Here is a 23,932-nt window from a genome sequence, read left to right as displayed (position 1 = left end):
GTTGCGCGAGGTCTGGTAGAGGTCCGGCGGATCGGGTAGATACGGTCGAGTAGCACCGGTCGGTAGCCGACCGGGACGGCCCCGACAAGCGGCGAGGTGCCTCATGACCGCACCATCCGTACGACCGGTCTCCGAGCGCGAAGCACGTCAGGTCGCCGAAGCGGCCCGGGAACAGGACTGGAAGAAGCCCAGCTTCGCCAAGGAACTGTTCCTCGGCCGGTTCCGCCTCGATCTCATCCACCCGCACCCCACACCCGCGCTGGAGGACGTGCGGCGCGGCGAGGAGTTCCTCGCCAAGCTGCGCGACTTCTGCGAGACCCGCGTCGACGGGGCCCGCATCGAGCGCGAGGCGAAGATCCCGGACGAGACCGTCAACGGGCTCAAGGAGCTCGGCGCCCTCGGCATGAAGATCGACACCAAGTACGGGGGCCTGGGCCTCTCCGCCGTCTACTACAACAGGGCCCTGGCCCTCGTGGGCTCCGTCAGCCCCGCCCTCGGCGCGCTGCTCTCCGCCCACCAGTCCATCGGGGTGCCGCAGCCGCTCAAGCTCTTCGGCACCCAGGCGCAGAAGGACGCCTTCCTGCCGCGCTGCGCCCGCACGGACATCACGGCGTTCCTCCTCACCGAGCCCGACGTCGGCTCCGACCCGGCCCGGCTGGCCACCTCGGCGGTGCCCGACGGCGACGACTACGTCCTCGACGGCGTCAAGCTGTGGACCACCAACGGCGTCGTCGCCGACCTCCTCGTGGTGATGGCCCGGGTGCCGAGGAGCGAGGGCCACAAGGGCGGCATCACCGCCTTCGTCGTCGAGGCGGCGGCCGAGGGCGTCACCGTCGAGCACCGCAACGCCTTCATGGGCCTGCGCGGCATCGAGAACGGCGTCACCCGCTTCCACCAGGTCCGCGTCCCCGCGGCCAACCGCATCGGCCCCGAGGGCGCCGGCCTGAAGATCGCCCTGACCACCCTGAACACCGGCCGCCTGTCGATCCCCGCGATGTGCGTGGCCGGCGGCAAATGGGCCCTGAAGATCGCCCGCGAGTGGTCCACCGCCCGCGAGCAGTGGGGCAAGTCCATCGCCGGACACGAGGCGGTCGGCGCCAAGATCTCCTTCATCGCCGCGACCACCTTCGCCCTGGAGGCCATCCTCGACCTCTCCGGCCAGATGGCCGACGAGGAGCGCAACGACATCCGCATCGAGGCGGCGCTCGCCAAGCTCTACGCCAGCGAGATGGCCTGGCTGATGACCGACGAGCTGGTCCAGATCCGCGGCGGCCGCGGCTATGAGACCGCGGCCTCGCTGGCCGCCCGGGGTGAGCGCGCGGTCCCCGCCGAGCAGATGCTGCGCGACGCGCGCATCAACCGCATCTTCGAGGGCTCCACCGAGATCATGCACCTGCTCATCGCCCGCGAGGCCGTCGACGCCCACCTCTCGGTCGCCGGTGACCTCATCGACCCCGAGAAGTCCCTGGGCGACAAGGCCCGCGCGGGCGCCCGAGCGGGCGGCTTCTACGCCCGCTGGCTGCCCAAGCTCGTCGCGGGCCCCGGACAGCTGCCCCGCACCTTCACCGAGTTCCACCCCTCCGGCCACCGCGACCTGGCCACCCACCTGCGCTACGTCGAGCGCTCCTCGCGCAAGCTCGCCCGCTCCACCTTCTACGCCATGTCGCGCTGGCAGGGCCGCATGGAGACCAAGCAGGGCTTCCTCGGCCGGATCGTCGACATCGGCGCCGAGCTCTTCGCCATGAGCGCGGCGTGCGTACGCGCCGAGCGGCTGCGCGGCGAGGGCGAGCACGGCCACGAGGCGTACGAGCTCGCCGACGTCTTCTGCCGGCAGGCGCGCGTCCGCGTCGAGGAGCTCTTCGGGCGGCTGTGGACCAACACCGACGACCTCGACCGCAAGCTCGTCTCCGGCGTGATGTCGGGGGCGTACGAGTGGCTGGAGGCCGGCATCGTCGACCCCAGCGGCGAGGGCCCCTGGATCGCCGACGCCACCCCGGGCCCGTCCAAGACCGACAACGTCCACCGCCCCATCCGCTGACCGGCCGCCGGCCCGTTCCGGATGTGAATCCTCCGCCGTGGCGGGCGGGCGGGGGGATCCCTGTCCGCCCTCCGGCGGGAAGAGGCAACAATGGAGCCCATGACGGACTCCCTCGCTGACCCGCATCTGCGCTACTCCGCCCCGACCGCCGCCGGCGGACCGCGCGAGATCGTGATCCTCGGCTCGACCGGCTCGATCGGTACCCAGGCCATCGACCTCGTGCTCCGCAACCCCGACCGCTTCACGGTGACGGCCCTGTCCGCCGCCGGCGGCCGGGTGGCGCTCCTGGCCGAGCAGGCCCGGCGGCTGCGGGTCCGTACGGTCGCCGTCGCGCAGGCCGACAAGGTGCCGGCCCTGCGCGAGGCGCTGGCGGAGCAGTACGGCGCCGAGCCGCTGCCCGAGATCCTGGCGGGGCCCGACGCGGCCACCGAGCTCGCCCGCGGCCAGTGCCACACCGTCCTCAACGGCATCACCGGCTCCATCGGCCTCGCGCCCACCCTCGCGGCCCTGGAGGCGGGCCGGACCCTGGCGCTGGCCAACAAGGAGTCGCTGATCGTCGGCGGCCCGCTGGTCAAGGCGCTGGCCAAGCCCGGCCAGATCATCCCGGTCGACTCCGAGCACGCCGCGCTCTTCCAGGCCCTGCTCGGCGGCGCCCGCGCCGAGGTCCGCAAGCTGGTCGTCACCGCCTCCGGCGGCCCCTTCCGCGGCCGCACGAAGGCCGAGCTGGCCTCCGTCACCCCCCAGGACGCCCTCGCGCACCCCACCTGGTCCATGGGCCCGGTGATCACGATCAACTCCGCCACCCTGGTCAACAAGGGGCTGGAGGTCATCGAGGCGCACCTGCTCTACGACATCCCCTTCGACCGCATCGAGGTCGTCGTCCACCCGCAGTCCTACGTCCACTCGATGGTGGAATTCACGGACGGCTCCACGCTCGCCCAGGCCACCCCGCCCGACATGCGCGGCCCCATCGCCATCGGCCTCGGCTGGCCCGAACGGGTCCCGGACGCGGCCCCCGCCTTCGACTGGTCCAAGGCCTCCACCTGGGAGTTCTTCCCCCTCGACAACGACGCCTTCCCCTCGGTCGGCCTCGCCCGGCACGTCGGTGACCTCGGCGGCACCGCACCCGCCGTCTTCAACGCGGCGAACGAGGAGTGCGTGGACGCGTTCCTCGCCGGCGCGCTGCCGTTCAATGGGATTGTCGATACCGTCGCGGAAGTGGTGGCGGAACACGGCACCCCCGCGTCGGGAACCCCGCTGACGGTCCCGGACGTCCTGCAAGCGGATACCTGGGCCCGCGCCCGGGCCCGTGAACTGGCCGCCCGCGCGGCGGCCCGTACGGTGAAAGCGACCTCGGAGGCCCGCGCATGACAACACTGATGACCGTCCTCGGGATAGTCGTCTTCGTGGTGGGCCTGCTCTTCTCGATCGCCTGGCACGAGCTGGGGCACCTCTCCACCGCCAAGCTCTTCGGCATCCGGGTGCCGCAGTACATGGTCGGCTTCGGCCCGACCCTGTTCTCGCGGCGCAAGGGCGACACCGAGTACGGCATCAAGGCGGTCCCGCTCGGCGGCTACATCCGCATGATCGGCATGTTCCCGCCCGGCGCGGACGGGAAGATCACCGCCCGCTCCACCTCGCCCTGGCGCGGCATGATCGAGGACGCCCGGTCGGCGGCCTTCGAGGAGCTCCAGCCGGGTGACGAGTCGCGGCTGTTCTACACGCGCAAGCCGTGGAAGCGCGTCATCGTGATGTTCGCCGGACCGTTCATGAACCTGGTCCTGGCCGTGGTGATCTTCCTCGGCGTGATGATGTCCTTCGGCATAAGCACCCAGACCACGCAGGTCTCCACCGTCTCCGACTGCGTCGTCTCCGCCAGCGCGCCGACCGACAAGTGCTCCGCGTCGGACAAGCCCTCCCCGGCCAAGGCCGCCGGCCTCCAGCCGCGCGACAAGATCGTCGGCTTCGACGGCCACCGGGTCGACGACTGGGCCACCCTCCAGAAGGAGATCCGCAGGACCACCGGCCCGGCGACCCTCACCGTCGTCCGCGACGGCGAGCGCAAGACCCTGAGCGCCGACCTGATCTCCAACCAGGTCCAGAAGTACGACAGCAAGGGCACGCCCATCAAGGGCCAGTACGTCACCGCGGGCTTCCTGGGCTTCACCCCCGCCACCGGCGTCGTACCGCAGTCCTTCGGCCAGTCCGTCGACCGGATGGGCGACATGGTCCAGTCCGGCGTCGAGTCGCTGATCGCCCTGCCGGGCAAGATCCCCGACCTGTGGAACGCCGCCTTCGACGGCGGCGAGCGCAAGGCCGACTCACCCATGGGCGTGGTGGGCGCGGCCCGCGTCGGCGGCGAGGTCTTCAACCTCGACATCCCGCCGTCCCAGCAGGTCGCGACCATGCTCTTCCTGGTCGCCGGCTTCAACCTCTCGCTGTTCCTGTTCAACATGCTGCCGCTGCTGCCGCTGGACGGCGGGCACATCGCGGGCGCCCTCTGGGAGTCCGTGCGGCGCGCCTTCGCCCGGGTGTTCCGCCGCCCCGACCCGGGCCCGTTCGACGTGGCGAAGCTCATGCCGGTCGCGTATGTGGTGGCCGGGATCTTCATCTGCTTCACGCTGCTGGTGCTGATCGCCGACCTGGTCAACCCGGTCCGCCTCACGTAGACCCACGGGCGGACCGGGGTGGTCCCCGGTCCGCCCGGCGAGGGGTGGGATGTGCTCCCAGGGGATCCCTTGCCGTAACCTCGAAGGCCGGAGCCCGCCGATCTCGGGACCTGGATTTCACACCTTGGGGTTGCTCGCCAGATGACTGCGATTTCGCTTGGAATGCCGTCCGTTCCGATCAAGCTCGCCGACCGCAGGGTCAGCCGCAAGATCCAGGTCGGCTCCGTGGCCGTCGGAGGCGACGCGCCCGTATCGGTGCAGTCGATGACGACGACCCGGACCTCGGACATCGGCGCCACGCTCCAGCAGATCGCCGAGCTCACCGCCTCCGGCTGCCAGATCGTGCGCGTCGCCTGCCCGACCCAGGACGACGCCGACGCGCTGCCGATCATCGCCAAGAAGTCGCAGATCCCGGTGATCGCCGACATCCATTTCCAGCCGAAGTACGTCTTCGCCGCGATCGACGCCGGCTGCGCCGCGGTCCGGGTGAACCCGGGCAACATCAAGCAGTTCGACGACAAGGTCAAGGAGATCGCCAAGGCCGCCGGCGAGGCCGGGACCCCCATCCGGATCGGCGTCAACGCCGGCTCCCTGGACGCCCGCCTCCTGGCGAAGTACGGCAAGGCCACCCCCGAGGCGCTGGTCGAGTCCGCGCTGTGGGAGGCCTCCCTCTTCGAGGAGCACGGCTTCCGCGACATCAAGATCTCGGTCAAGCACAACGACCCGGTCGTGATGGTCAACGCCTACCGCCAGCTCGCCGCCCAGTGCGACTACCCCCTGCACCTCGGCGTCACCGAGGCCGGCCCCGCCTTCCAGGGCACCATCAAGTCCGCCGTCGCCTTCGGCGCGCTGCTCTCCGAGGGCATCGGCGACACCATCCGCGTCTCCCTGTCGGCCCCGCCGGCCGAGGAGATCAAGGTCGGCATGCAGATCCTGGAGTCCCTGGGCCTGCGCCAGCGCCGCCTGGAGATCGTCTCCTGCCCGTCCTGCGGCCGCGCCCAGGTCGACGTCTACAAGCTCGCCGACGAGGTGTCCGCCGGCCTGGAGGGCATGGAGGTCCCGCTGCGCGTCGCCGTCATGGGCTGCGTCGTCAACGGCCCCGGCGAGGCCCGCGAGGCCGACCTCGGTGTCGCCTCCGGCAACGGCAAGGGCCAGATCTTCGTGAAGGGCGAGGTCATCAAGACCGTCCCCGAGTCGAAGATCGTGGAGACCCTCATCGAGGAAGCACTGAAGATCGCCGAGCAGATGGAGAAGGACGGCGTCGCCTCCGGCGAGCCCGAGATCAGCGTCAGCGGCTGACCGCCCGCCGCTCCCTCCCGGACCTGATGGTGCCCCGTCCCCCGCGGCGGGGCACCGCCGTATCCGCCACCCGGCGGGGGAGGTGTGCGAAGAGCCGGAGAGGTACAGTTCCAAGACCTGTTCCCATGGCCACCGGCCCGCGACGGTGAGGCATACCGACACGTGTTGACGACGACCACCACCAAGGTCCTGGAGCCCGGCGAACTCGACGCCGCCCTCGCCGTCCTCGACCGCGATCCCGTCGCCAACGCCTTCGTCGCCGCCCGGGTCCAGGTCGCCGGACTCGACCCCTGGCGGCTCGGCGGCGAGATGTGGGGCTGGTACGCGGGCGGCCGCCTGGAGTCCCTCTGCTACGCCGGCGCCAACCTCGTCCCCATCTGCGCGACCCCCGAGGCCGTACGGGCCTTCGCCGACCGCGCCCGCCGCTCCGGCCGCCGCTGCTCGTCCATCGTCGGGCCCGCCGAGGCCACCGCCGAGCTGTGGTCCCTCCTCGAACCCCACTGGGGCCCGGCCCGCGAGGTCCGCGCCCACCAGCCCCTGATGGTCACCTCCGCCCTGCCCGCGGACGTCGAGCCCGACCCGCTCGTACGCCGCATCCGCAAGGACGAGATGGACGTGATCATGCCGGCGTGCGTGGCGATGTTCACCGAGGAGGTCGGCGTCTCACCGCTCGCCGGCGACGGCGGACTGCTCTACCAGGCCCGCGTCGCCGAGCTCGTCGGCTCCGGCCGGTCCTTCGCCCGCATCGAGGACGGCCGCGTCGTCTTCAAGGCCGAGATCGGCGCCGCCACCCCCGGCGCCTGCCAGGTCCAGGGCGTCTGGGTCGCCCCCGAACACCGCGGCCGCGGCCTCTCCGAGACCGGCATGGCCGCCGTGCTGCGGTACGCCCTCGGCGAGATCTCCCCGGTCGTCAGCCTCTACGTCAACGACTACAACACCGCTGCCAGGGCCGCCTACCGGCGCGTCGGCTTCCAGGAAGTCGGCGCGTTCATGAGCGTCCTCTTCTGACCGGAGCGCCGGGCGGCGTCCGCCCGGGTAGCCTCCCCGCATGGATGACATCGTGGTCGGGCCGCTGGACCTGGGCGCGCGGGTGGACGACGCGCTGGCCGTACAGGCCCTGGCCTTCGGCCTCACCGAGGAAGAGATCGGCGTACGACGCCACATCGTGCTCCGGCACCTGGCGAGCCCGGGCGCGCGGGCCCTCGGCGCCACGACGCCGGACGGCCGGCTGGTCGGCTTCGTCTACGGCATGCCCAACGACCGCTCCCACTGGTGGTCCAGCATCGTCGAACCGTATCTGCGCGCCACCGGCTCCGACGGCTGGCTCGACAACGCCTTCGTCATCACCGAGCTGCACGTCCACCCCGACCACCAGAAGCGCGGCATCGGCCGTTCCCTCATCACGGCCATCACCCTGGGCGTCGCCGAACCCCGCAGCATCCTCTCCGCCATCGACACCGAGAGCCCGGCCCGCGCCCTCTACCGCAGCCTGGGCTACCGCGACCTGGCCCGGCCGGTGGTCTTCCCCAGCGCGCCGAGCCCGTATGTGGTGATGGGGGCGCCGTTGCCGCTGCTGGGCTGAGCCCGCCTCCGCCCGGCGGGACCGGTGGTGAGAACCCGTTTCCGCGCGGTCACGGCCTGCCGCTAATCTCCTGGCATCCCACTACGCCCGCAGGAGATCACGATGGCCCACGTCCAGCGCATGTCCACGACGATGCTCAAAACACTGCGCGACGACCCGGCCGACGCCGAGACCGCCAGCCACAAGCTGCTGGTCCGTGCCGGTTACGTCCGCCGCACCTCCGCCGGGATCTGGACGTGGCTGCCGCTGGGCAAGAAGGTGCTGGACAACATCTCCCGCGTCGTCCGCGAGGAGATGGACGCCATCGGCGGCCAGGAGGTCCTCCTCCCCGCCCTCCTGCCCAAGGAGCCCTACGAGACGAGCGGCCGCTGGGAGGAGTACGGCGACCTCCTCTTCCGCCTCAAGGACCGCAAGGGCGCGGAATATCTGCTCGGCCCCACGCACGAGGAGATCTTCACCCTCACCGTCAAGGACCAGTGCACGTCCTACAAGGACCTGCCCGTGATCCTCTACCAGATCCAGACGAAGTACCGCGACGAGGCGCGCCCCCGCTCGGGCGTGCTGCGCGGCCGCGAGTTCCAGATGAAGGACTCCTACTCCTTCGACACCACGGACGAGGGCCTGGCCGAGTCCTACCGCCTGCACCGCGCGGCGTACACCCGTATCTTCGAGCGCCTCGGCCTCGACTACCGGATCGTCTCCGCCGTCTCCGGCGCGATGGGCGGCTCGGCGTCGGAGGAGTTCCTCGCCCCGGCCGCGGCCGGCGAGGACACCTTCGTGGACTGCCCGAAGTGCGACTACGCCGCCAACACCGAGGCCGTGACCACCGTCGTCGCACCGGCCGCCGCCACGGAGCACGGCCCCGTCGAGGAGCTCGACACCCCCGACACCCCCACCATCGAGACGCTCGCCGAGCACCTGGGCGTGCCCGCCTCGGCGACCCTGAAGAACCTCCTCGTCAAGATCGACGGCGAGATCACGGCCGTCGGCGTGCCGGGCGACCGCGAGGTCGACCTCGGCAAGCTGGGCGAGCACCTGGCGCCCGCCGTCGTGGAGTTGGTGACGGCCGAGGACTTCGCCGGCCGCCCCGACCTCGTACGGGGCTACGTCGGCCCGCAGGGCACGAAGCTGCGCTACATCGCCGACCCGCGCGTGGCACCCGGCACCGCCTGGGTCACCGGCGCCAACAAGCCCGACACCCACGCCCGCAACGTGGTGTGCGGCCGGGACTTCGAGGTCGACCAGTACCTCGACGTCGTCGTGGTCGAACAGGGCGACCCCTGCCCCCGGTGCGGCGCCGGCCTGGAGATCGGCCGGGCGATCGAAATCGGCCACATCTTCCAGCTCGGCCGGAAGTACGCCGACGCGTTCGGCCTCGATGTCCTGGGGCAGCAGGGCAAGCCGGTCCGGGTGACGATGGGCTCGTACGGCATCGGCGTCTCGCGCGCGGTGGCCGCGCTCGCCGAGCAGACCCACGACGCGTCGGGCCTGTGCTGGCCCCGCGAGATCGCCCCGGCGGACGTCCACATCGTCGCGGCGGGCAAGGCGGTGCAGACGGAGCTGGCGTCCGCGCTCGCCGCGCAGTTGGCGGAGGCGGGGGTGCGGGTGCTGCTGGACGATCGGGCGGGCGTCTCTCCCGGCGTCAAGTTCACGGACGCGGAGTTGATCGGGGTGCCGACGATTCTGGTCGTGGGGCGTGGCGCGGCGGATGGCGTGGTCGAGCTGAAGGATCGGCGGACGGGGGAGCGGGAGGAGATGACGACGAGCGAGGCCGTGCGTCGGCTGACAGCGCTGGTCTGACGGCCCGTAACCGGGGGCGAGTCCTCGGGTGGCCTCAATCGCCGGCCGGGCTTGATTTCACGCCCGGCCGGCATGTGGGCCCCCGGAACTACAGCAACCCCGCGAACTCCAGCAGCAGTTCACCCTGCGCCCCACGCCCAGCGGCCAGCGCCCCCGTCCCCGCCTCCGTCGCGCGGAACACCGTCCAGCCGCGCAGACGGTCCGGCGCGACGTCCAAGGAGTCCGCGAGCTTCGCCACCCGGCGGCGGGCCGCCGCCGCCGAGCCCGGCGCGGCCAGCAGCGTGTCGACCCGGTCGCGGACCAGCCACGCCAGGTCGTACGCGCGCTCGCCCACCAACGGCCGGGGGCCGACGGCCAGCCACGGCGCGCGGTCGGCGGCCAGCACCGTGCCCTGGTCGTACTCGCCGTGCAGCAGAACGCCGGATTCCGCCGGGTCGGCCACCAAGTCCTCCCGGAGCGCGAGCGCCTCGTCGATCAGCGCCCGTGCGTCCGCCGCCCACGGCTCCTCCCGCCACCCGCGCAGGGCGTCCGCCATGGAGGCGGTGTGGTCGGTCACGCTCGGGTACGGGTGGCCCTCGCCCGGCACCACCCACAGCCGCTGAAGCACCGCGGCCGCCTCCAGTTGGGCCTTCGCCTCCGCCAGCGAACGCAGGCTGATGTCACCGTGCAGCCGCTCCAGCAGCAGGGCCCCGCCCGCACCCTCCTCCTCGGCCACCCGCAGCGGGCGCACCGCGTGGCGGCCGTCCCACTCGGTGAGCGCCGCGTGTTCGAGCGCGGCCGTACCGCCGGGCGGGCAGAGCTTGAGCGCGGCGGGCGTGTCGTCGGCCTGCCGTACGAGCACGACCATGCTGGTCCGCCCGCCGGGCGTCTGGACCCGCTCGGGCGTCAACTCCCAGCGCTTCACGTACCCCTGGACAATGTCCGGCAGCGCCGCCAGCCAGCGGCGCGCCACCTCGTCCGCGGGCTCGGAGCTCAGGGTCCGCACCAGCCGCTCCGGCGGTTCGAGGCGGTTGTTCGCGTTGGTCATCCCTGCGCTGTCCTTTTCGTCTTCGCTGGTCAGGCGCGGTCCGGCGAACCACTCGGCGAGCCGCTGGGCATCGTGGGAGCGGGCCGCTCGGTGAGCCCAGGGAAGGCTACGCTGCCGCCGCGCCAGCGCGTCGCCCGCACCGCCGCGTCCCGCACCGCCGTCGCCGCCTCGCGGCGCAGGGCCCCCGTCGCGGCCCGTACGAGATCGGCGTGCACGGCGGCGACGCGGCTCTCCAGCTCCGCCGCCAGCCGCACCGCGGCGTCCGCGTCCGGCACCGGGAACGGCAGCGCGTACCCGGCGGCCGCCGCCTCGGGCGTGCCGCCCAGGTCCCTCACCGCCCGGCTCATCGCGTCCCGTCGCGCCCGGTGCGCGTCGTGGCCCTCGCGGGCCTCGGCGGCCCGGTCCTCGCCGACGCGGGCGCCGACGACCCCGTACCCGTACACCGCCGCGTGCTCCGCCCCCAGCGCGGCCTGCGCCGCCTCCAGCGTCCGGTGCCGTGCGGGCGGACTGGCGTTCCTCACGCGCCGCCCCCGAGCAGATAGACGTGCGCCGCCCCGGCCGCCGCGACGGAGGCGAGGAGGCGGGCCAGCTCGGGCGGGGCGCCGGTCAGGGCGGCGGTACGGGCGCCCGCGGCGTGCCGCTCGGCCTCGGCGAGGGCGGCCAGGGCGGCCTTCTCCTCCTTGGGCACGTCCTTGGCCACGTCCTCGGCGGGGGCCGCGGTCGGGGCCGGCGCCCCGAAGGCGTTGGCGTGCCGGGCGGCCTCGTCCCGCAGCGGCCGCAGCCGCGCGGCGAGACCGCCGTGCGCGGCGATCGTCGCGTCGTACCGCTCCACCAGCGCGGTGCTGTCCCGCCCGGCGGCGGCGCGCAGCCGCTCCGCGGCGGCGCCGCGCTCGGGGTCGGCCGGGCCGGAGTCGCCCGAGCAGCCGGTCAGCAGCGCCGCCGCGCCGCCGGTCAGTACAGCGGCCGCGCCCCCTGCCAGTACCCTGCGTCTGCGCGGGCCGACAGGGTCCCGCGTCGTCGTCGTGAGCGCCACGATCCTCTTTCCGCCAGGTCCCGTCATGATCACCGCACGCGAGCGTACCGGCGCGCGGCCACGAGGCCATGGACCAGGGACCGAATCGTCAGTCGGCTGCCGGAACAGATAGGCTTTGACCTGACACGCGACTTTCCCACAACAGCACACGCGGCCGAGGAGTCACCCGGATGAGCACCACCCAGAGCGAGAGGCTGCGCGAATTGCTCGCCCCTCTCGTCAGCGCGCGAGAGCTGGATCTGGAAGAGGTCGAGGTGACCACCGCCGGCAAGCGGCGTGTGCTGCGCGTCGTGGTCGATTCCGACGCGGGTGTCGAGCTGGACGAGTGCGCCGAAGTCAGCCGCGCGGTCTCCGAGAAGCTCGACGAGAGCGACGCCATGGGCGGCGCCCCGTACGTCCTGGAAGTCACCTCTCCCGGCGCCGACCGCCCCCTGACCGAGCACCGCCACTACGTGCGCGCCACCGGTCGTCTGATCAAGATCCAGCTGGCCGAGGGCGGTGAGCTGGTCGCCCGTATCGTCGCGGTGGACGACGAGGGGCTCGACCTCGAGGTCCCGGGTGTGAAGGGCCGCAAGCCCACCTCCCGACGGCTGGCCTTCGGCGGGATCGCCAAGGCGCGCGTGGAGATCGAGTTCAACCGCAAGTCCGCTGACAAGGCCGAGAAGGCCGCTGACGAAACCGACGAGAGCCAAGAGGAGGCGTAGCCGTGGACATCGACATGAGTGCCCTGCGGGGTCTGGTGCGAGAGAAGGAGATCTCCTTCGACCTGTTGGTCGAGGCGATCGAGTCGGCCCTCCTCATCGCGTACCACCGCACCGAGGGAAGCCGCCGCCGCGCCCGCGTGGAGCTGGACCGGGCCACCGGCCATGTGACGGTCTGGGCCAAGGAGGACCCGCAGGACCTGGAGGAGGGCGAGGAGGCCCGCGAGTTCGACGACACGCCGTCCGGCTTCGGCCGGATCGCCGCGACCACCGCCAAGCAGGTCATCCTCCAGCGTCTGCGCGACGCCGAGGACGAGATCACTTTCGGTGAGTTCGCCGGCCGTGAGGGCGACGTCGTCGCCGGCGTCGTCCAGCAGGGCAAGGACCCCAAGAACGTCCTGGTCGACATCGGCAAGCTGGAGGCCATCCTGCCGGTGCAGGAGCAGGTCCCCGGCGAGGAGTACAAGCACGGCACGCGTCTGCGCACGTACGTCGTTCGGGTGGCGAAGGGCGTGCGCGGTCCGTCCGTGACCCTCTCGCGCACCCACCCCAGCCTGGTGAAGAAGCTCTTCGCCATGGAGGTGCCGGAGATCGCCGACGGTTCGGTGGAGATCGCCGCCATCGCCCGCGAGGCCGGTCACCGCACCAAGATCGCGGTGCGTTCGACCCGTTCCGGCCTGAACGCCAAGGGTGCCTGCATCGGCCCGATGGGCGGCCGGGTCCGCGCGGTCATGGCCGAGCTGCACGGCGAGAAGATCGACATCGTCGACTGGTCGGACGACCCGGCCGAGCTCGTGGCGCACGCGCTGTCCCCCGCCCGGGTGAGCAAGGTCGAGGTCGTGGACTACGCCGCCCGCTCCGCACGGGTGACCGTGCCGGACTACCAGCTCTCCCTCGCCATCGGCAAGGAAGGGCAGAACGCCCGGCTCGCGGCCCGCCTCACCGGCTGGCGCATCGACATCCGCCCGGACACCGAGCCGGACCAGAACTGATCCGCGGGCCCGGCTCCGGCCGGGCCGCGGATCGATACGGGGGACCCGCCCACGGCGGGCCCCCGCCCAGGCCGCACAACGTGGCCGAAACGTATACGTGCCCGATCACCGCCCCCCAGGGGCTCGGTCGGCGCGGGGAGGTAGACTTAATCAGTGTCTGGCCGGACGCATGCCCGCGCATGCCCTGAGCGAACCTGTGTGGGATGCCGGGAGCGAGCGGCCAAGGGCGATCTGCTGCGGATCGTGGTGATCGAGGGCGAGTGTGTCCCCGATCCTCGCGGTACGCTGCCCGGCCGGGGTGCCTCCGTGCACCCCACACTGGTCTGTCTCGACCTGGCGGTCCGCCGCCGGGCGTTCCCCCGGGCCTTCAAAAGCCCAGGTCCGCTCGGTACAGCGGCACTGCGCCAATACATCGAACAGATCGATGAGTAGAGGCAGCACAGACAGGCAACACCGTAAGAAGAACGGCACGGGAAACCGTGCGGTCAGGTACCTCGCGAGTTGGAAGTAGGTCGAGATTGCGATGAGCACTCGATGAGTACGCGATGAGTACGCCCATGAAGTAGCGACGGTCCGGTGGACACCCCGGACCTAGAAGGAGCGAAGTGGCTAAGGTCCGGGTATACGAACTCGCCAAGGAGTTCGGCGTTGAGAGCAAGGTCGTCATGGCCAAGCTCCAAGAACTTGGTGAATTCGTCCGTTCGGCGTCCTCGACTATCGAGGCGCCGGTCGTCCGCAAGTTGACTGACGCATTGCAGGGGCCCGGCGGCAACGCCGGCAAGTCCGCTGCGAAGCCCGCGGCGCCGCGCAAGGCCGCGCCCGCGAAGCCGGGTGCCCCCACGCCGGGCGCCCCCCGTCCCGCTGCCCCGGCCCCCAAGCCGGCGGCGGAGACCCCCTCCACCCCGTCCACCCCCAAGCCCGCGGGCAGCGCGCCGGCCCCCGGCCCGCGTCCCGGCCCCAAGCCGGCTCCGGCCAAGCCCGCGCCGGTCACCCCGGTGCCCGCCGCGGAGTTCTCCGCGCCGGAACCGGCTCAGCAGGCTCAGCCCGCTCAGCAGGCCCCGTCCTCTCCGCGCCCCGGCGCCACCCCCGGCCCGCGTCCGGCTCGTCCGGCGCCCGCCGGCCGTGACGGCGGTCAGCGTGAGGGCGGTCGTCCCGAGCGCGCTCCGCGCCCGGGTGGCCAGGGCGCCCCGCGCCCCGGCGGCGCACGTCCGGCCGGTCCCCGTCCGGGCAACAACCCCTTCACCTCCGGCGGCTCCACGGGCATGGCCCGTCCGCAGGCCCCCCGTCCCGGTGGCGCTCCGCGCCCCGGTGGTCAGGGTGGACCGGGCGCTCCGCGTCCGCAGGGCGGCCCCGGTGGCGCTCCGCGTCCCCAGGGTCAGGGCGGCGCCCGTCCGTCCCCCGGTGGTATGCCTCGTCCGCAGGGCGGTCCCGGTGGCGCTCCGCGTCCCGGTGGCGCTCCCGCGGGCAACCGCCCGAACCCGGGCATGATGCCGCAGCGTCCGGCCGCCGGTCCCCGTCCGGGCCCCGGTGGCGGCGGTCGCGGTCCCGGCGCCGGTGGCGCGGGTCGTCCCGGCGGTGCCGGTCGTCCCGGTGGCGGCGGCTTCGCCGGCCGTCCGGCCGGTCCCGGTGGCGGCGGTCGTCCCGGTGGCGGCGGCGGCTTCGCCGGTCGTCCCGGTGGCGGTGGCCCCGGCGGCGGTGGCGGCGGCTTCGGCGGTCGTCCCGGCTTCGGTGGTCGTCCCGGCGGTCCCGGTGCCCGTGGTGGCACGCAGGGTGCCTTCGGCCGTCCCGGCGGTCCGGCGCGTCGTGGTCGCAAGTCGAAGCGGCAGAGGCGCCAGGAGTACGAGGCCATGCAGGCCCCGTCCGTCGGCGGCGTGATGCTGCCGCGCGGTGGCGGCGAGACCATTCGCCTGTCGCGTGGTGCCTCCCTCACCGACTTCGCGGAGAAGATCGGCGCCAACCCGGCGTCGCTCGTCGCCGTGATGATGAACCTCGGCGAGATGGTCACCGCGACCCAGTCGGTGTCCGACGAGACGCTGACGCTCCTCGGCGACGAGATGAACTACACCGTTCAGATCGTCAGCCCGGAGGAGGAGGACCGCGAGCTGCTCGAGTCGTTCTCCATCGAGTTCGGTGAGAACGAGGGCGGCGAGGAGATGCTCGTCTCCCGTCCGCCGGTCGTGACCGTCATGGGTCACGTCGACCACGGTAAGACCCGACTGCTGGACGCGATCCGCAAGACGAACGTCGTCGCGGGCGAGGCCGGCGGTATCACGCAGCACATCGGTGCGTACCAGGTCGCCACCGAGGTCAACGGCGAAGAGCGCGCCATCACCTTCATCGACACCCCGGGTCACGAGGCGTTCACCGCCATGCGTGCCCGTGGTGCCAAGTCGACCGACATCGCGATCCTCGTGGTGGCGGCCAACGACGGTGTCATGCCGCAGACGATCGAGGCGCTGAACCACGCCAAGGCGGCCGACGTGCCGATCGTGGTCGCGGTCAACAAGATCGACGTCGAGGGTGCCGACCCGACCAAGGTGCGCGGTCAGCTCACCGAGTTCGGTCTGGTGGCCGAGGAGTACGGCGGCGACACCATGTTCGTCGACATCTCCGCCAAGCAGGGTCTGAACATCGACTCCCTGCTGGAGGCCGTGGTCCTCACCGCGGACGCCTCGCTCGACCTGCGCGCCAACGCGGAGCAGGACGCGCAGGGTATTGCGATCGAGGCCCACCTCGACCGTGGCCGCGGCGCCGTGGCCACCGTGCTCGTCCAGCGCGGTACCCTCCGCGTCGGTGACACGATGGTCGCCGGTGACGCCTACGGCCGTGTCCGCGCGATGCTCGACGACAAGGGCCAGAACGTGGAAGAGGCGGGTCCGTCGACCCCGGTCCTCGTCCTCGGTCTGACCAACGTCCCGGGCGCCGGCGACAACTTCCTCGTCGTCGACGAGGACCGTACGGCCCGCCAGATCGCCGAGAAGCGCGCTGCGCGTGAGCGCAACGCCGCCTTCGCCAAGCGCACCCGCCGGGTGTCCCTCGAGGACCTCGACAAGGTGCTCAAGGCCGGTCTGGTCCAGGATCTCAACATCATCATCAAGGGCGACGCGTCCGGTTCGGTGGAGGCTCTCGAGTCCTCGCTGCTCCAGCTCGACGTCGGCGAAGAGGTCGAGATCCGGATCCTGCACCGCGGTGTGGGTGCGGTCACCGAGTCGGACATCAACCTGGCGACCGGCTCCGACGCCATCGTCATCGGCTTCAACGTCCGCGCCGAGGGCCGTGCCACGCAGATGGCCGAGCGCGAGGGCGTCGACGTCCGCTACTACTCGGTCATCTACCAGGCGATCGAGGAGATCGAGGCGGCCCTGAAGGGCATGCTGAAGCCGGAGTACGAAGAGGTCGAGCTCGGTACGGCGGAGATCCGCGAGATCTACCGCTCGTCCAAGCTGGGCAACATCGCGGGTGTTCTCATCCGCTCCGGCGAGGTCAAGCGCAACACCAAGGCGCGCCTCATCCGCGACGGCAAGGTCGTCGCCGAGGACCTCACGATCCAGGGTCTGCGTCGCTTCAAGGACGACGTCACCGAGATCCGCGAAGGCTACGAGGGCGGTATCAACCTCGGAAACTTCAACGACATCAAGGTCGACGACGTCATCGCGACGTACGAGATGCGCGAGAAGCCGCGCGGCTGATCTGCGGAGAACGACCGGGGCCGGTCGGCGGAGAGTATTTCCGTCGATCGGCCCCGGCCGTTGCGTGTACGGTTTCGAAGAACCGGTATCAGGTACACCTCACGCCTCCCGGGTGGGCTTCACCCGTAACGCATGTATGTAGGGACGCTGTCCTTCGACCTCCTCCTCGGTGACGTACGGTCGCTGAAGGAGAAGCGCTCCGTCGTCCGCCCGATCGTCGCCGAGCTGGCCCGCAAGTACGCGGTCAGTGTGGCGGAGGTCGGCGATCAGGACCTTCACCGCAGGGCCCGGGTAGGGCTTGCGGTGGTCTCGGGCGACACGGGCCACCTCACCGACGTACTGGACCGCTGCGAGCGCCTCGTCGCCGCGCGGCCGGAGGTGGAGCTGCTGTCCGTGAGACGGCGGATCCACGGCGACGACGACTGATGACTGAACCGAAGAAGAAAGAAGTAGGCGCATGACCGACAACGCGCGGGCGCGCAAGCTGGCCGACCGCATCCGGGAGATTGTCGCGGAGACGCTCCAGCGCCGGATCAAGGACCCGCGGCTCGGCTATGTGACCATCACCGACACCCGTGTCACCGGCGACCTCCGGGAAGCCACCGTGTTCTACACGGTCTACGGCGACGACGAGGAGCGCGCCGCGTCCGCGGCCGCCCTGGAGAGCGCCAAGGGCATCCTGCGCTCCACGGTCGGCCGGGAGACCGGTGTGCGCTTCACCCCGACCCTGACCTTCGTCCCGGACGCGCTGCCCGACAACGCCCGGACGATCGACGACCTGCTCGCCAAGGCCAAGGCCAAGGACGAGGAGGTCCGTGAGGTCTCCTCGGGCAAGACGTACGCCGGTGAAGCGGACCCGTACCGCAAGCCGGGCGAGGGCGAGGACGAGGGCGCAGCGTCCGAATGAAGCAGAAGGCACCAGCTCCCCCGGACGGCCTGGTCATCGTCGACAAGCCGGCCGGCTTCACCTCGCACGACGTCGTCGCCAAGATGCGCGGTATCGCGCGGACCCGGCGGGTCGGCCACGCGGGGACGCTCGACCCGATGGCGACGGGTGTGCTCGTCCTCGGCATCGAGCGGGCGACCAAGCTCCTCGGTCACCTCGCGCTGACCGAGAAGGAGTACGTCGCGACGATCCGCCTCGGGCAGAACACCGTCACGGACGACGCGGAGGGCGAGATCACGTCCTCCGCCGACGCCTCGGCGGTCACCCGTGAGGCGATCGACGCGGCGGTCGCCAAGCTCACCGGCGCGATCATGCAGGTGCCGTCGAAGGTCAGCGCGATCAAGATCGACGGCAAGCGGTCGTACAAGCGCGCCCGGGAGGGCGAGGACTTCGAGATCCCGGCCCGCCCGGTGACCGTCTCCACCTTCGCCGTGCACGCGGTGCACCCGGCGGAGGCGGCGGACGGCACGCCGGTGCAGGACCTGCTGGTCTCCGTCGTCTGCTCGTCCGGTACGTACGTCCGTGCCCTCGCCCGCGACCTGGGCGCGGACACCGGTGTCGGCGGCCACCTCACGGCGCTGCGGCGCACCCGCGTCGGCCCGTACGGGCTGGGCGACGCCCGCACGCTGGACCAGCTTCAGGAGAAGCTGGACATCATGCCCGTCGCCGAGGCGGCGGAGGCGGCCTTCCAGCGCTGGGACGTCAATGAGGAGCAGGCGCGCCTGCTCGGCAACGGCGTCCGGATAAAGGTCCCGCTCTTCGAGACCACGGGTCCGATCGCGGTCTTCGGGCCGGACGGGCGCTTCCTGGTGCTCGTGGAGAACCAGGGCGGCAAGGCGAAGAGCCTGGCCGTCTTCGGCTGAGCCCCGGCCCCGAGGGGCCCGTGGGCCCAGCCTCGGGTCATGAACCCGTAGGACGGGCGCGGCCCGGGAGCACCCGAGAACACCGTGGGGCGGGAGTGCGTCGCAAGACACGCTCCCGCCCCACGATCCCCCTCCCTTTAGCTCTCTATCCATCCCGCACTGAGGATTCACCCCATTGGGCAGGCGCTCGGAGTGAAAAGAGGGGGTGGAAGGGGGCGCGTTCCTGGTGCGATCTGTCCTGCCGATCATCCTCTGCCTACCGTCGCAGTAAGTGCACGGCGGGGAGGTTCGGCGGATGAGCGGTCGACGGACCGATGTGGACGAGAATTTGGTGCGCATCAGAGACCTCGCCGGGCGGCCGCGCGGGACGGGATTCCTCGCGGACGACCGCGGCACCATGATCACCAGTCATGAGGCGGTCGACGGCCTCGCCCGGCTCGTCCTGCTCGCGCCCGGCGACCGCACCTGCCTCGTCGGCGCCGAAGCGGTCACCCCCCTGCCCGGCTGCGATCTCGCGCTGGTGCGCACCGAGGGGCTCGGCGTGCAGCCGCTGCCCGTCGCGGCCATCGAATGCGTCGAGGAGGGCGCGGACGTCCGGCTGCGGGCCGGCCGCTGGCAGGACGCCCGGATCGTCGGCGAGGCCCTGGTGACCTACACCGCCACCGACCGCTTCCATCTGCTCGACGCGGCCGTGGAGCTCTCCGTCGGCGAGCGCGACGGTCTGCGGCTCGGCGAGGAGGCCACGGGCGGGCCCGTGCTCGACGCCCGCACCGGCACCGTCGTCGCCGTCCTCGGTACCGCGCTGCACGCCGAACGCCGCTCCGGCGGCTTCGCGATCCCGCTGCGCGCCGCCGCCGAGGCGTCCCCCGACGGCCCCCTCGCCGTCCTGCTGGAGCGCAACGGCGCCACCGTCCCCGCCTACGGCCCCGACCTCAACCTCGCCGGCGCCCTCCAGCTCACGGCGACGTCGCTCGGCCCGGTCACCACCTCGCGGCTCTGGCGCGACCCCGTGGACCGGCCCGAGATCGCCAGGGAGCTCGCCCGCTTCCTGGACACCGGCCACGGCCGACCCGAGGAGGAACACACCGGACCGGCCGGCCTGTCCGCCGGCCGCCCGGCGGACCCCGGCGACGGATGGCCGGGCCCCGCCGCGGCGGACCTCGACGGCGAGCCGCCCGTCCCCGAGGACCCCGATGCCGCCCGGCCCCGGGTGCTCGGGCTCGTCGGCGGCCCCGGCACGGGCCGGACGACCGAGCTCGGCGCGCTCGCCTCCCGGCGCACCCGGGGAATGGAGCCCGCGCCCACGATCTGGCTGCGGGGCGCCGACCTCCAGGACGGCGACGGCAGCGTACGCGACGCCGTCGAACGGTCCCTGGAGACGGCCGGCCGCATCGTGACCGCCTCGGCCGGCGCGACGGGCACGGTCGGCGATCCGGCCGAGGCCACCCCCGAGTCCCTCGCGGCCCTGTCCCACCGGGTGGGCCGCCCCCTGCTCGTCATCCTCGACGGCCCCGAGGAAGTGCCCCCCGTCCTCGCCCACGCGATGCCCGCCTGGACGGCCGCGACCGCCGAGTGGCTGGAGGAGACGGCGACCCGGCTCGTCATCGCCTGCCGGCCGGAGCACTGGGAGACCGCCGGCGCCCTCTTCCCGCCGTCCGTCCTCCATCTGCCGTCCGACACCACCACCCAGCGCGGCCTGCCGCCCTGTGTGCGCCTCACCGACCTCACCCCCTGCCAGGCCGCCGCGGCCCGCTCCTCCTACGCCGTCCCCGTGGAGGCGATCCAGGAGGCGGACGCCGCCCACCCGCTCGCCCTGCGCCTGCTCGCCGAGGTCCGCGCCGCCCTGCCCTGCGGCATGGAGCAGGCCGGGGCCGGCCGGGACGACGGCGCCCGGCCCCCGGACCGCTGGGACGTCTTCTCCGCCTACCTCGACCTGATCTGCCTGCGCATCGCCGTCCGGCTCTCCGCCGACCGCAGGCCGCCCCTGCGCGGCACCGCCGTGCGCCGGCTCGCCGCCCGCGTGGCCGGCCAGGTGCACGAGGCCGCCCGGCGCTGCCTGGGCCCGGGCCAGGGGGAGCTGGACCGCGAGGCGTTCGAGGAGCTGTTCCCCTGGCGCAACGGCTGGGCCTCCGCGATCCTCACGGAGGGCCTCCTCGTCCCAGCCGGCACCGGCTACCGCTTCGCGCACGAGGAGTTCGCCGACTGGCTGCAGGGCGCGCACCTCGACCTCGACGCCGCGCTGCACGCCCTGGTCCACCGCTGGTACGAACCGCAGAGCCCGCCCACCGACACGGAGCCCCGCCTGCCGTCCCGGCCGGGCGCCGGGCCCGCGCCCGAAGGACACGTCCCCCCGCCGCCCGGCTCCAGCAGGCCCCCGAAGACGGCCGCCGCCCGCCGCCGCAACCGCGGCGCCGCGCGCGGCAAGGCACGGCCCAAGCCGGTGCCCGTGCCCCGCCACCGCATCGGCCCGGTCCTCCAGGCGCTGCTCCTCCTCGGCCGCCGCTCCGGTCCCGCCGCGCTGTGCGCCCGGCTCGACGGCCTCGTCCACGCCGCCGAGGCCCTCTCCCTGGCCCCCCGGCAGCCCGCCGAGAACGCCGACGAGCCGGGCCCTGTCCTCCCCGATCCCGCCTGGTGGGCCGCGCACCTGCTCGGCGAGACCCTCCTGCGCGTCCCGGACGCCACCCCCTACCTCGGCCCGCTGCGGCTGCTCGCCGAGCGCCTGACCACCCGCTCCCTCGACATCGGCGGCTTCCACAGCGACCCCGGCGGGCCCCTGGGCGGCCTCGCCGAATTCGGGCCCTGGTTCTGGCTCCGGCTGCCCCTCGGCCTCGCCGACCGCCTCGACCTGCTGCGGACGCTCGTCCCCGCGGACGGCCCGCCGCCCGGAGCGGCCCAGACCCAGCAGCCCGAGCCGTACACCCCGGCGATCCCGCCGCAGAGCGACCGCTTCCTGCCCACGGTGGCGACCGTGCTCGCGGAGGACCCCTGCGCCGCGCAGGCCCTGCTGTGCCGCTGGTTCACCGACGAGCGCCCCCTCCAGGGCCCGCCCTACGGCGACCGCGTGCGCCCGACCGTCTCGACCGCCGCCCAGGTCCTCCTCCACACCCACCGCCACCACGCCGTCGACGACCTCGCCGAGGCCCTCGTGGACGCGGGCCATCCGCGCGCCGACGAACTGCTGGTCGCCCTCGCCGAGGACGAGCCCTCGGCCGTCTGCCGGGCCGTGGACCGCTGGGCGCACGACGACCGCATCGAGCGCCACGTCGCCGCCGCCGCGTACGCCCTCAAGGCCGCACCCCACGTCACCACCGACGCCGACCGCGAGCTGCTGCGCTATTCCGCGCTGGCCCTCCTCGCCCGCCCCGCCGAGGGCACCCTGCACGGCACCGCGCTCTCCCTCCTCGTACGCGACACCGAGACCCGCGGCAAATACCTCCCGCAGGCTCTCGTCCGCTTCGCCGCCGGCGACCCGCACCTGCCGGCCGAGGCCCTCGCCGCCGCCCTGACCACCCACCCCGAGCCCGTGCTCGCGGTCTTCCGGGCCCGGCTGTACGAGCCGGGGGACGGGCCCGGCGAGGTGCTGGGCGCCCTCGCCGGGGTCGGCACCCCGGCCCTCGCCCGCCGCGCCGCCGCGCTCGTACAGGAACACGTCGAGCACCGCCCCGAGGGCGCCGCCCACGCGGCGGCCTTCGTGGACCGGCGCCTCGAAGCGGGCCCCGCCGCCCGGTCGGTCCTCTTCCCGCTCGTCGTGCAGCTGCTGGGCAACCGCTCCGCCCACGTCCGCCGCGCCCTCGCGCCGGTGCTGGCCGACCCCGGCACACAGGTGTCGCGGCCCCTGCGGCAGGAGCTGCTGGAGGTGCTCCTGGAGCGCGAGCAGTACGGGCCGTTCGAGCGGGACATCACCGTCCTCGACGCCCTGCTGCGCGCGGTGGCCGCGGGCTCCGGGGTGCGCGCCGAGGCCCGTACGCGCGACCTCGTGCACCGCATCGGCCTGCTGATGGCCCGTACCGCCGAGGGCGCGGCGTGTTTCGACCGGCGGCTGACCCAGCTGGCCCGCGAGGTCCCGGTGTTCGGCGCCCAGGTGCGCGGCTGGCTGCGGTCCGCGCCCGCGCAGTGGGCGGTCGTGGTCGGCCCCCGGGCGCGGATCAGGCTGACCTCGGAAAGAGATGACGAAGACCTGACAGTCAGTGGACCGGCCGATGCCGACCGCCGCGAACCGGCATGGCACTCTTAGACCTGCGTAATCAACAGACAAAAGTTCGAGTTCGGGCGAGGAGCGGGCACAGTGCAGCGCTGGCGTGGCTTGGAGGACATCCCCCAGGACTGGGGGCGCAGCGTCGTCACCATCGGCTCGTACGACGGGGTGCACCGGGGGCACCAGCTGATCATCGGCCGCGCGGTGGAGCGGGCGCGGGAGCTCGGCGTGCCCGCGGTCGTCGTGACCTTCGACCCGCACCCCAGCGAGGTCGTCCGGCCGGGCAGCCACCCGCCGCTGCTCGCGCCGCACCACCGGCGTGCGGAGCTGATGGCGGAGCTGGGCGTGGACGCGGTGCTGATCCTGCCGTTCACGGCGGAGTTCTCGAAGCTCTCGCCCGCCGACTTCGTGGTGAAGGTGCTCGTCGACAAGCTGCACGCCAAGCTCGTCGTGGAGGGCCCGAACTTCCGCTTCGGCCACCGCGCGGCCGGCGACGTCGCCTTCCTGGAGGAGCTCGGCGCCACCTACGACTACGACGTCGAGGTCATCGACCTGTATGTGACCGGTGAGGCGGGCGGTGGACTGCCGTTCTCCTCGACCCTGACCCGGCGCCTGGTCGCCGAGGGCGACGTCGCGGGCGCCATGGAGATCCTCGGCCGCCCGCACCGCGTCGAGGGCGTCGTCGTCCACGGCGCGCAGCGCGGCCGCGAGCTGGGCTATCCGACCGCCAACGTCGAGACCCTGCCGCACACCGCGATCCCGGCGGACGGGGTCTACGCGGGCTGGCTGGTCGTCGGCGAGGAGACGATGCCGGCGGCGATCTCGGTCGGCACGAACGTCCAGTTCGACGCGACCGAGCGGACCGTCGAGGCGTACGCGATCGACCGCACCGACCTCGATCTGTACGGGCTCCACGTGGCCGTGGACTTCCTCGCCTATCTGCGCGGCATGGAGAAGTTCGACTCCATCGAGGCGCTGCTGCTGTGCATGGCGGGCGATGTGAAGCGGGCGCGCGACCTGGTGGCGGCGCACGCGGGGGACGCGGTCGCGCGATAGCACGTTTTCGGTACAGGAAGGGCCCCGGGCGCGACTGCCGCC

19 protein-coding genes are annotated in these 23,932 nt (G+C 72.8%); 16 read left to right on the top strand and 3 right to left on the bottom strand.

Annotated features, from left to right (window positions below; translation table 11 throughout):
* The first annotated feature begins 103 nt into the window (after positions 1 to 103).
* The 7 genes from ACZ303_RS09410 (at position 104) to ACZ303_RS09380 (ending at position 9,388) form a co-directional block, all read left to right on the top strand.
* Positions 104 to 2,038, top strand: coding sequence for an acyl-CoA dehydrogenase family protein (locus ACZ303_RS09410; RefSeq protein ID WP_467336805.1), 1,935 nt, complete (start codon positions 104 to 106; stop codon positions 2,036 to 2,038).
* A gap of 99 nt (positions 2,039 to 2,137) precedes the next feature.
* Positions 2,138 to 3,409, top strand: coding sequence for a 1-deoxy-D-xylulose-5-phosphate reductoisomerase (dxr, locus tag ACZ303_RS09405; RefSeq protein ID WP_467336803.1), 1,272 nt, complete (start codon positions 2,138 to 2,140; stop codon positions 3,407 to 3,409).
* Positions 3,406 to 4,707 (top strand): M50 family metallopeptidase, encoded by a 1,302-nt coding sequence (locus ACZ303_RS09400; RefSeq protein WP_467336801.1) that lies wholly within the window; start codon positions 3,406 to 3,408, stop codon positions 4,705 to 4,707. The genes dxr and ACZ303_RS09400 overlap by 4 nt, the downstream gene beginning before the upstream one ends.
* Before the next feature lie 141 nt (positions 4,708 to 4,848).
* Complete coding sequence (gene ispG / locus ACZ303_RS09395) at positions 4,849 to 6,006, top strand: flavodoxin-dependent (E)-4-hydroxy-3-methylbut-2-enyl-diphosphate synthase (RefSeq protein WP_467336799.1); 1,158 nt, start codon at positions 4,849 to 4,851, stop codon at positions 6,004 to 6,006.
* Positions 6,007 to 6,168: 162 nt separating this feature from the next.
* Positions 6,169 to 7,014, top strand: coding sequence for a GNAT family N-acetyltransferase (locus ACZ303_RS09390; protein WP_467336797.1), 846 nt, complete (start codon positions 6,169 to 6,171; stop codon positions 7,012 to 7,014).
* Positions 7,015 to 7,054: 40 nt separating this feature from the next.
* Positions 7,055 to 7,588, top strand: coding sequence for a GNAT family N-acetyltransferase (locus tag ACZ303_RS09385; protein WP_467336795.1), 534 nt, complete (start codon positions 7,055 to 7,057; stop codon positions 7,586 to 7,588).
* A gap of 102 nt (positions 7,589 to 7,690) precedes the next feature.
* Positions 7,691 to 9,388, top strand: coding sequence for a proline--tRNA ligase (locus tag ACZ303_RS09380; RefSeq protein ID WP_467336793.1), 1,698 nt, complete (start codon positions 7,691 to 7,693; stop codon positions 9,386 to 9,388).
* 88 nt (positions 9,389 to 9,476) lie between these two features.
* Here the strand turns inward: ACZ303_RS09380 and ACZ303_RS09375 are convergent, their stop codons facing one another.
* The 3 genes from ACZ303_RS09375 to ACZ303_RS09365 are packed head-to-tail and all read right to left on the bottom strand — an operon-like array spanning position 9,477 to position 11,448.
* Positions 9,477 to 10,415, bottom strand: coding sequence for an aminoglycoside phosphotransferase family protein (locus ACZ303_RS09375; RefSeq protein WP_467336791.1), 939 nt, complete (start codon positions 10,413 to 10,415; stop codon positions 9,477 to 9,479).
* Positions 10,416 to 10,444: 29 nt separating this feature from the next.
* Positions 10,445 to 10,936 carry a ferritin-like domain-containing protein gene (locus ACZ303_RS09370; RefSeq protein WP_467336789.1) on the bottom strand — a complete coding sequence of 164 codons (492 nt, stop codon included), beginning with the start codon at positions 10,934 to 10,936 and terminating at the stop codon, positions 10,445 to 10,447.
* Positions 10,933 to 11,448, bottom strand: a complete 516-nt coding sequence (locus tag ACZ303_RS09365; RefSeq protein ID WP_467336787.1) for a hypothetical protein — start codon at positions 11,446 to 11,448, stop codon at positions 10,933 to 10,935. The genes ACZ303_RS09370 and ACZ303_RS09365 overlap by 4 nt, the downstream gene beginning before the upstream one ends.
* Before the next feature lie 170 nt (positions 11,449 to 11,618).
* Here ACZ303_RS09365 and rimP point away from each other — a divergent pair, with 170 nt between their 5' ends.
* The 9 genes from rimP (at position 11,619) to ACZ303_RS09320 (ending at position 23,890) form a co-directional block, all read left to right on the top strand.
* Positions 11,619 to 12,152, top strand: coding sequence for a ribosome maturation factor RimP (rimP, locus tag ACZ303_RS09360; protein ID WP_467336785.1), 534 nt, complete (start codon positions 11,619 to 11,621; stop codon positions 12,150 to 12,152).
* 2 nt (positions 12,153 to 12,154) lie between these two features.
* Positions 12,155 to 13,141: a transcription termination factor NusA gene (gene nusA / locus ACZ303_RS09355; protein WP_467336783.1), complete on the top strand. Its 987-nt coding sequence runs from the start codon at positions 12,155 to 12,157 to the stop codon at positions 13,139 to 13,141.
* Between the two features lie 153 nt (positions 13,142 to 13,294).
* Positions 13,295 to 13,573 (top strand): YlxR family protein, encoded by a 279-nt coding sequence (locus ACZ303_RS09350; protein ID WP_467336781.1) that lies wholly within the window; start codon positions 13,295 to 13,297, stop codon positions 13,571 to 13,573.
* A gap of 173 nt (positions 13,574 to 13,746) precedes the next feature.
* Positions 13,747 to 16,830 carry a translation initiation factor IF-2 gene (gene infB, locus ACZ303_RS09345; RefSeq protein WP_467336780.1) on the top strand — a complete coding sequence of 1,028 codons (3,084 nt, stop codon included), beginning with the start codon at positions 13,747 to 13,749 and terminating at the stop codon, positions 16,828 to 16,830.
* A 132-nt stretch (positions 16,831 to 16,962) separates the two neighbouring features.
* Positions 16,963 to 17,256, top strand: a complete 294-nt coding sequence (locus tag ACZ303_RS09340) for a DUF503 domain-containing protein (RefSeq protein WP_467336778.1) — start codon at positions 16,963 to 16,965, stop codon at positions 17,254 to 17,256.
* 31 nt (positions 17,257 to 17,287) lie between these two features.
* The gene (rbfA, locus tag ACZ303_RS09335; RefSeq protein ID WP_467336776.1) at positions 17,288 to 17,737 is read left to right on the top strand and encodes a 30S ribosome-binding factor RbfA; all 450 of its coding nucleotides are present in this window, start codon (positions 17,288 to 17,290) and stop codon (positions 17,735 to 17,737) included.
* The gene (truB, locus tag ACZ303_RS09330) at positions 17,734 to 18,639 is read left to right on the top strand and encodes a tRNA pseudouridine(55) synthase TruB (protein WP_467336774.1); all 906 of its coding nucleotides are present in this window, start codon (positions 17,734 to 17,736) and stop codon (positions 18,637 to 18,639) included. The genes rbfA and truB overlap by 4 nt, the downstream gene beginning before the upstream one ends.
* Before the next feature lie 295 nt (positions 18,640 to 18,934).
* Positions 18,935 to 22,873, top strand: coding sequence for a serine protease (locus tag ACZ303_RS09325; protein ID WP_467336772.1), 3,939 nt, complete (start codon positions 18,935 to 18,937; stop codon positions 22,871 to 22,873).
* A 51-nt stretch (positions 22,874 to 22,924) separates the two neighbouring features.
* Positions 22,925 to 23,890, top strand: a complete 966-nt coding sequence (locus ACZ303_RS09320; RefSeq protein WP_467336770.1) for a bifunctional riboflavin kinase/FAD synthetase — start codon at positions 22,925 to 22,927, stop codon at positions 23,888 to 23,890.
* Positions 23,891 to 23,932: the final 42 nt, after the last annotated feature.

This window comes from Streptomyces sp. NPDC023527 (genome assembly GCF_055560115.1).
This window is presented reverse-complemented; position numbering and strand designations above follow the sequence as displayed.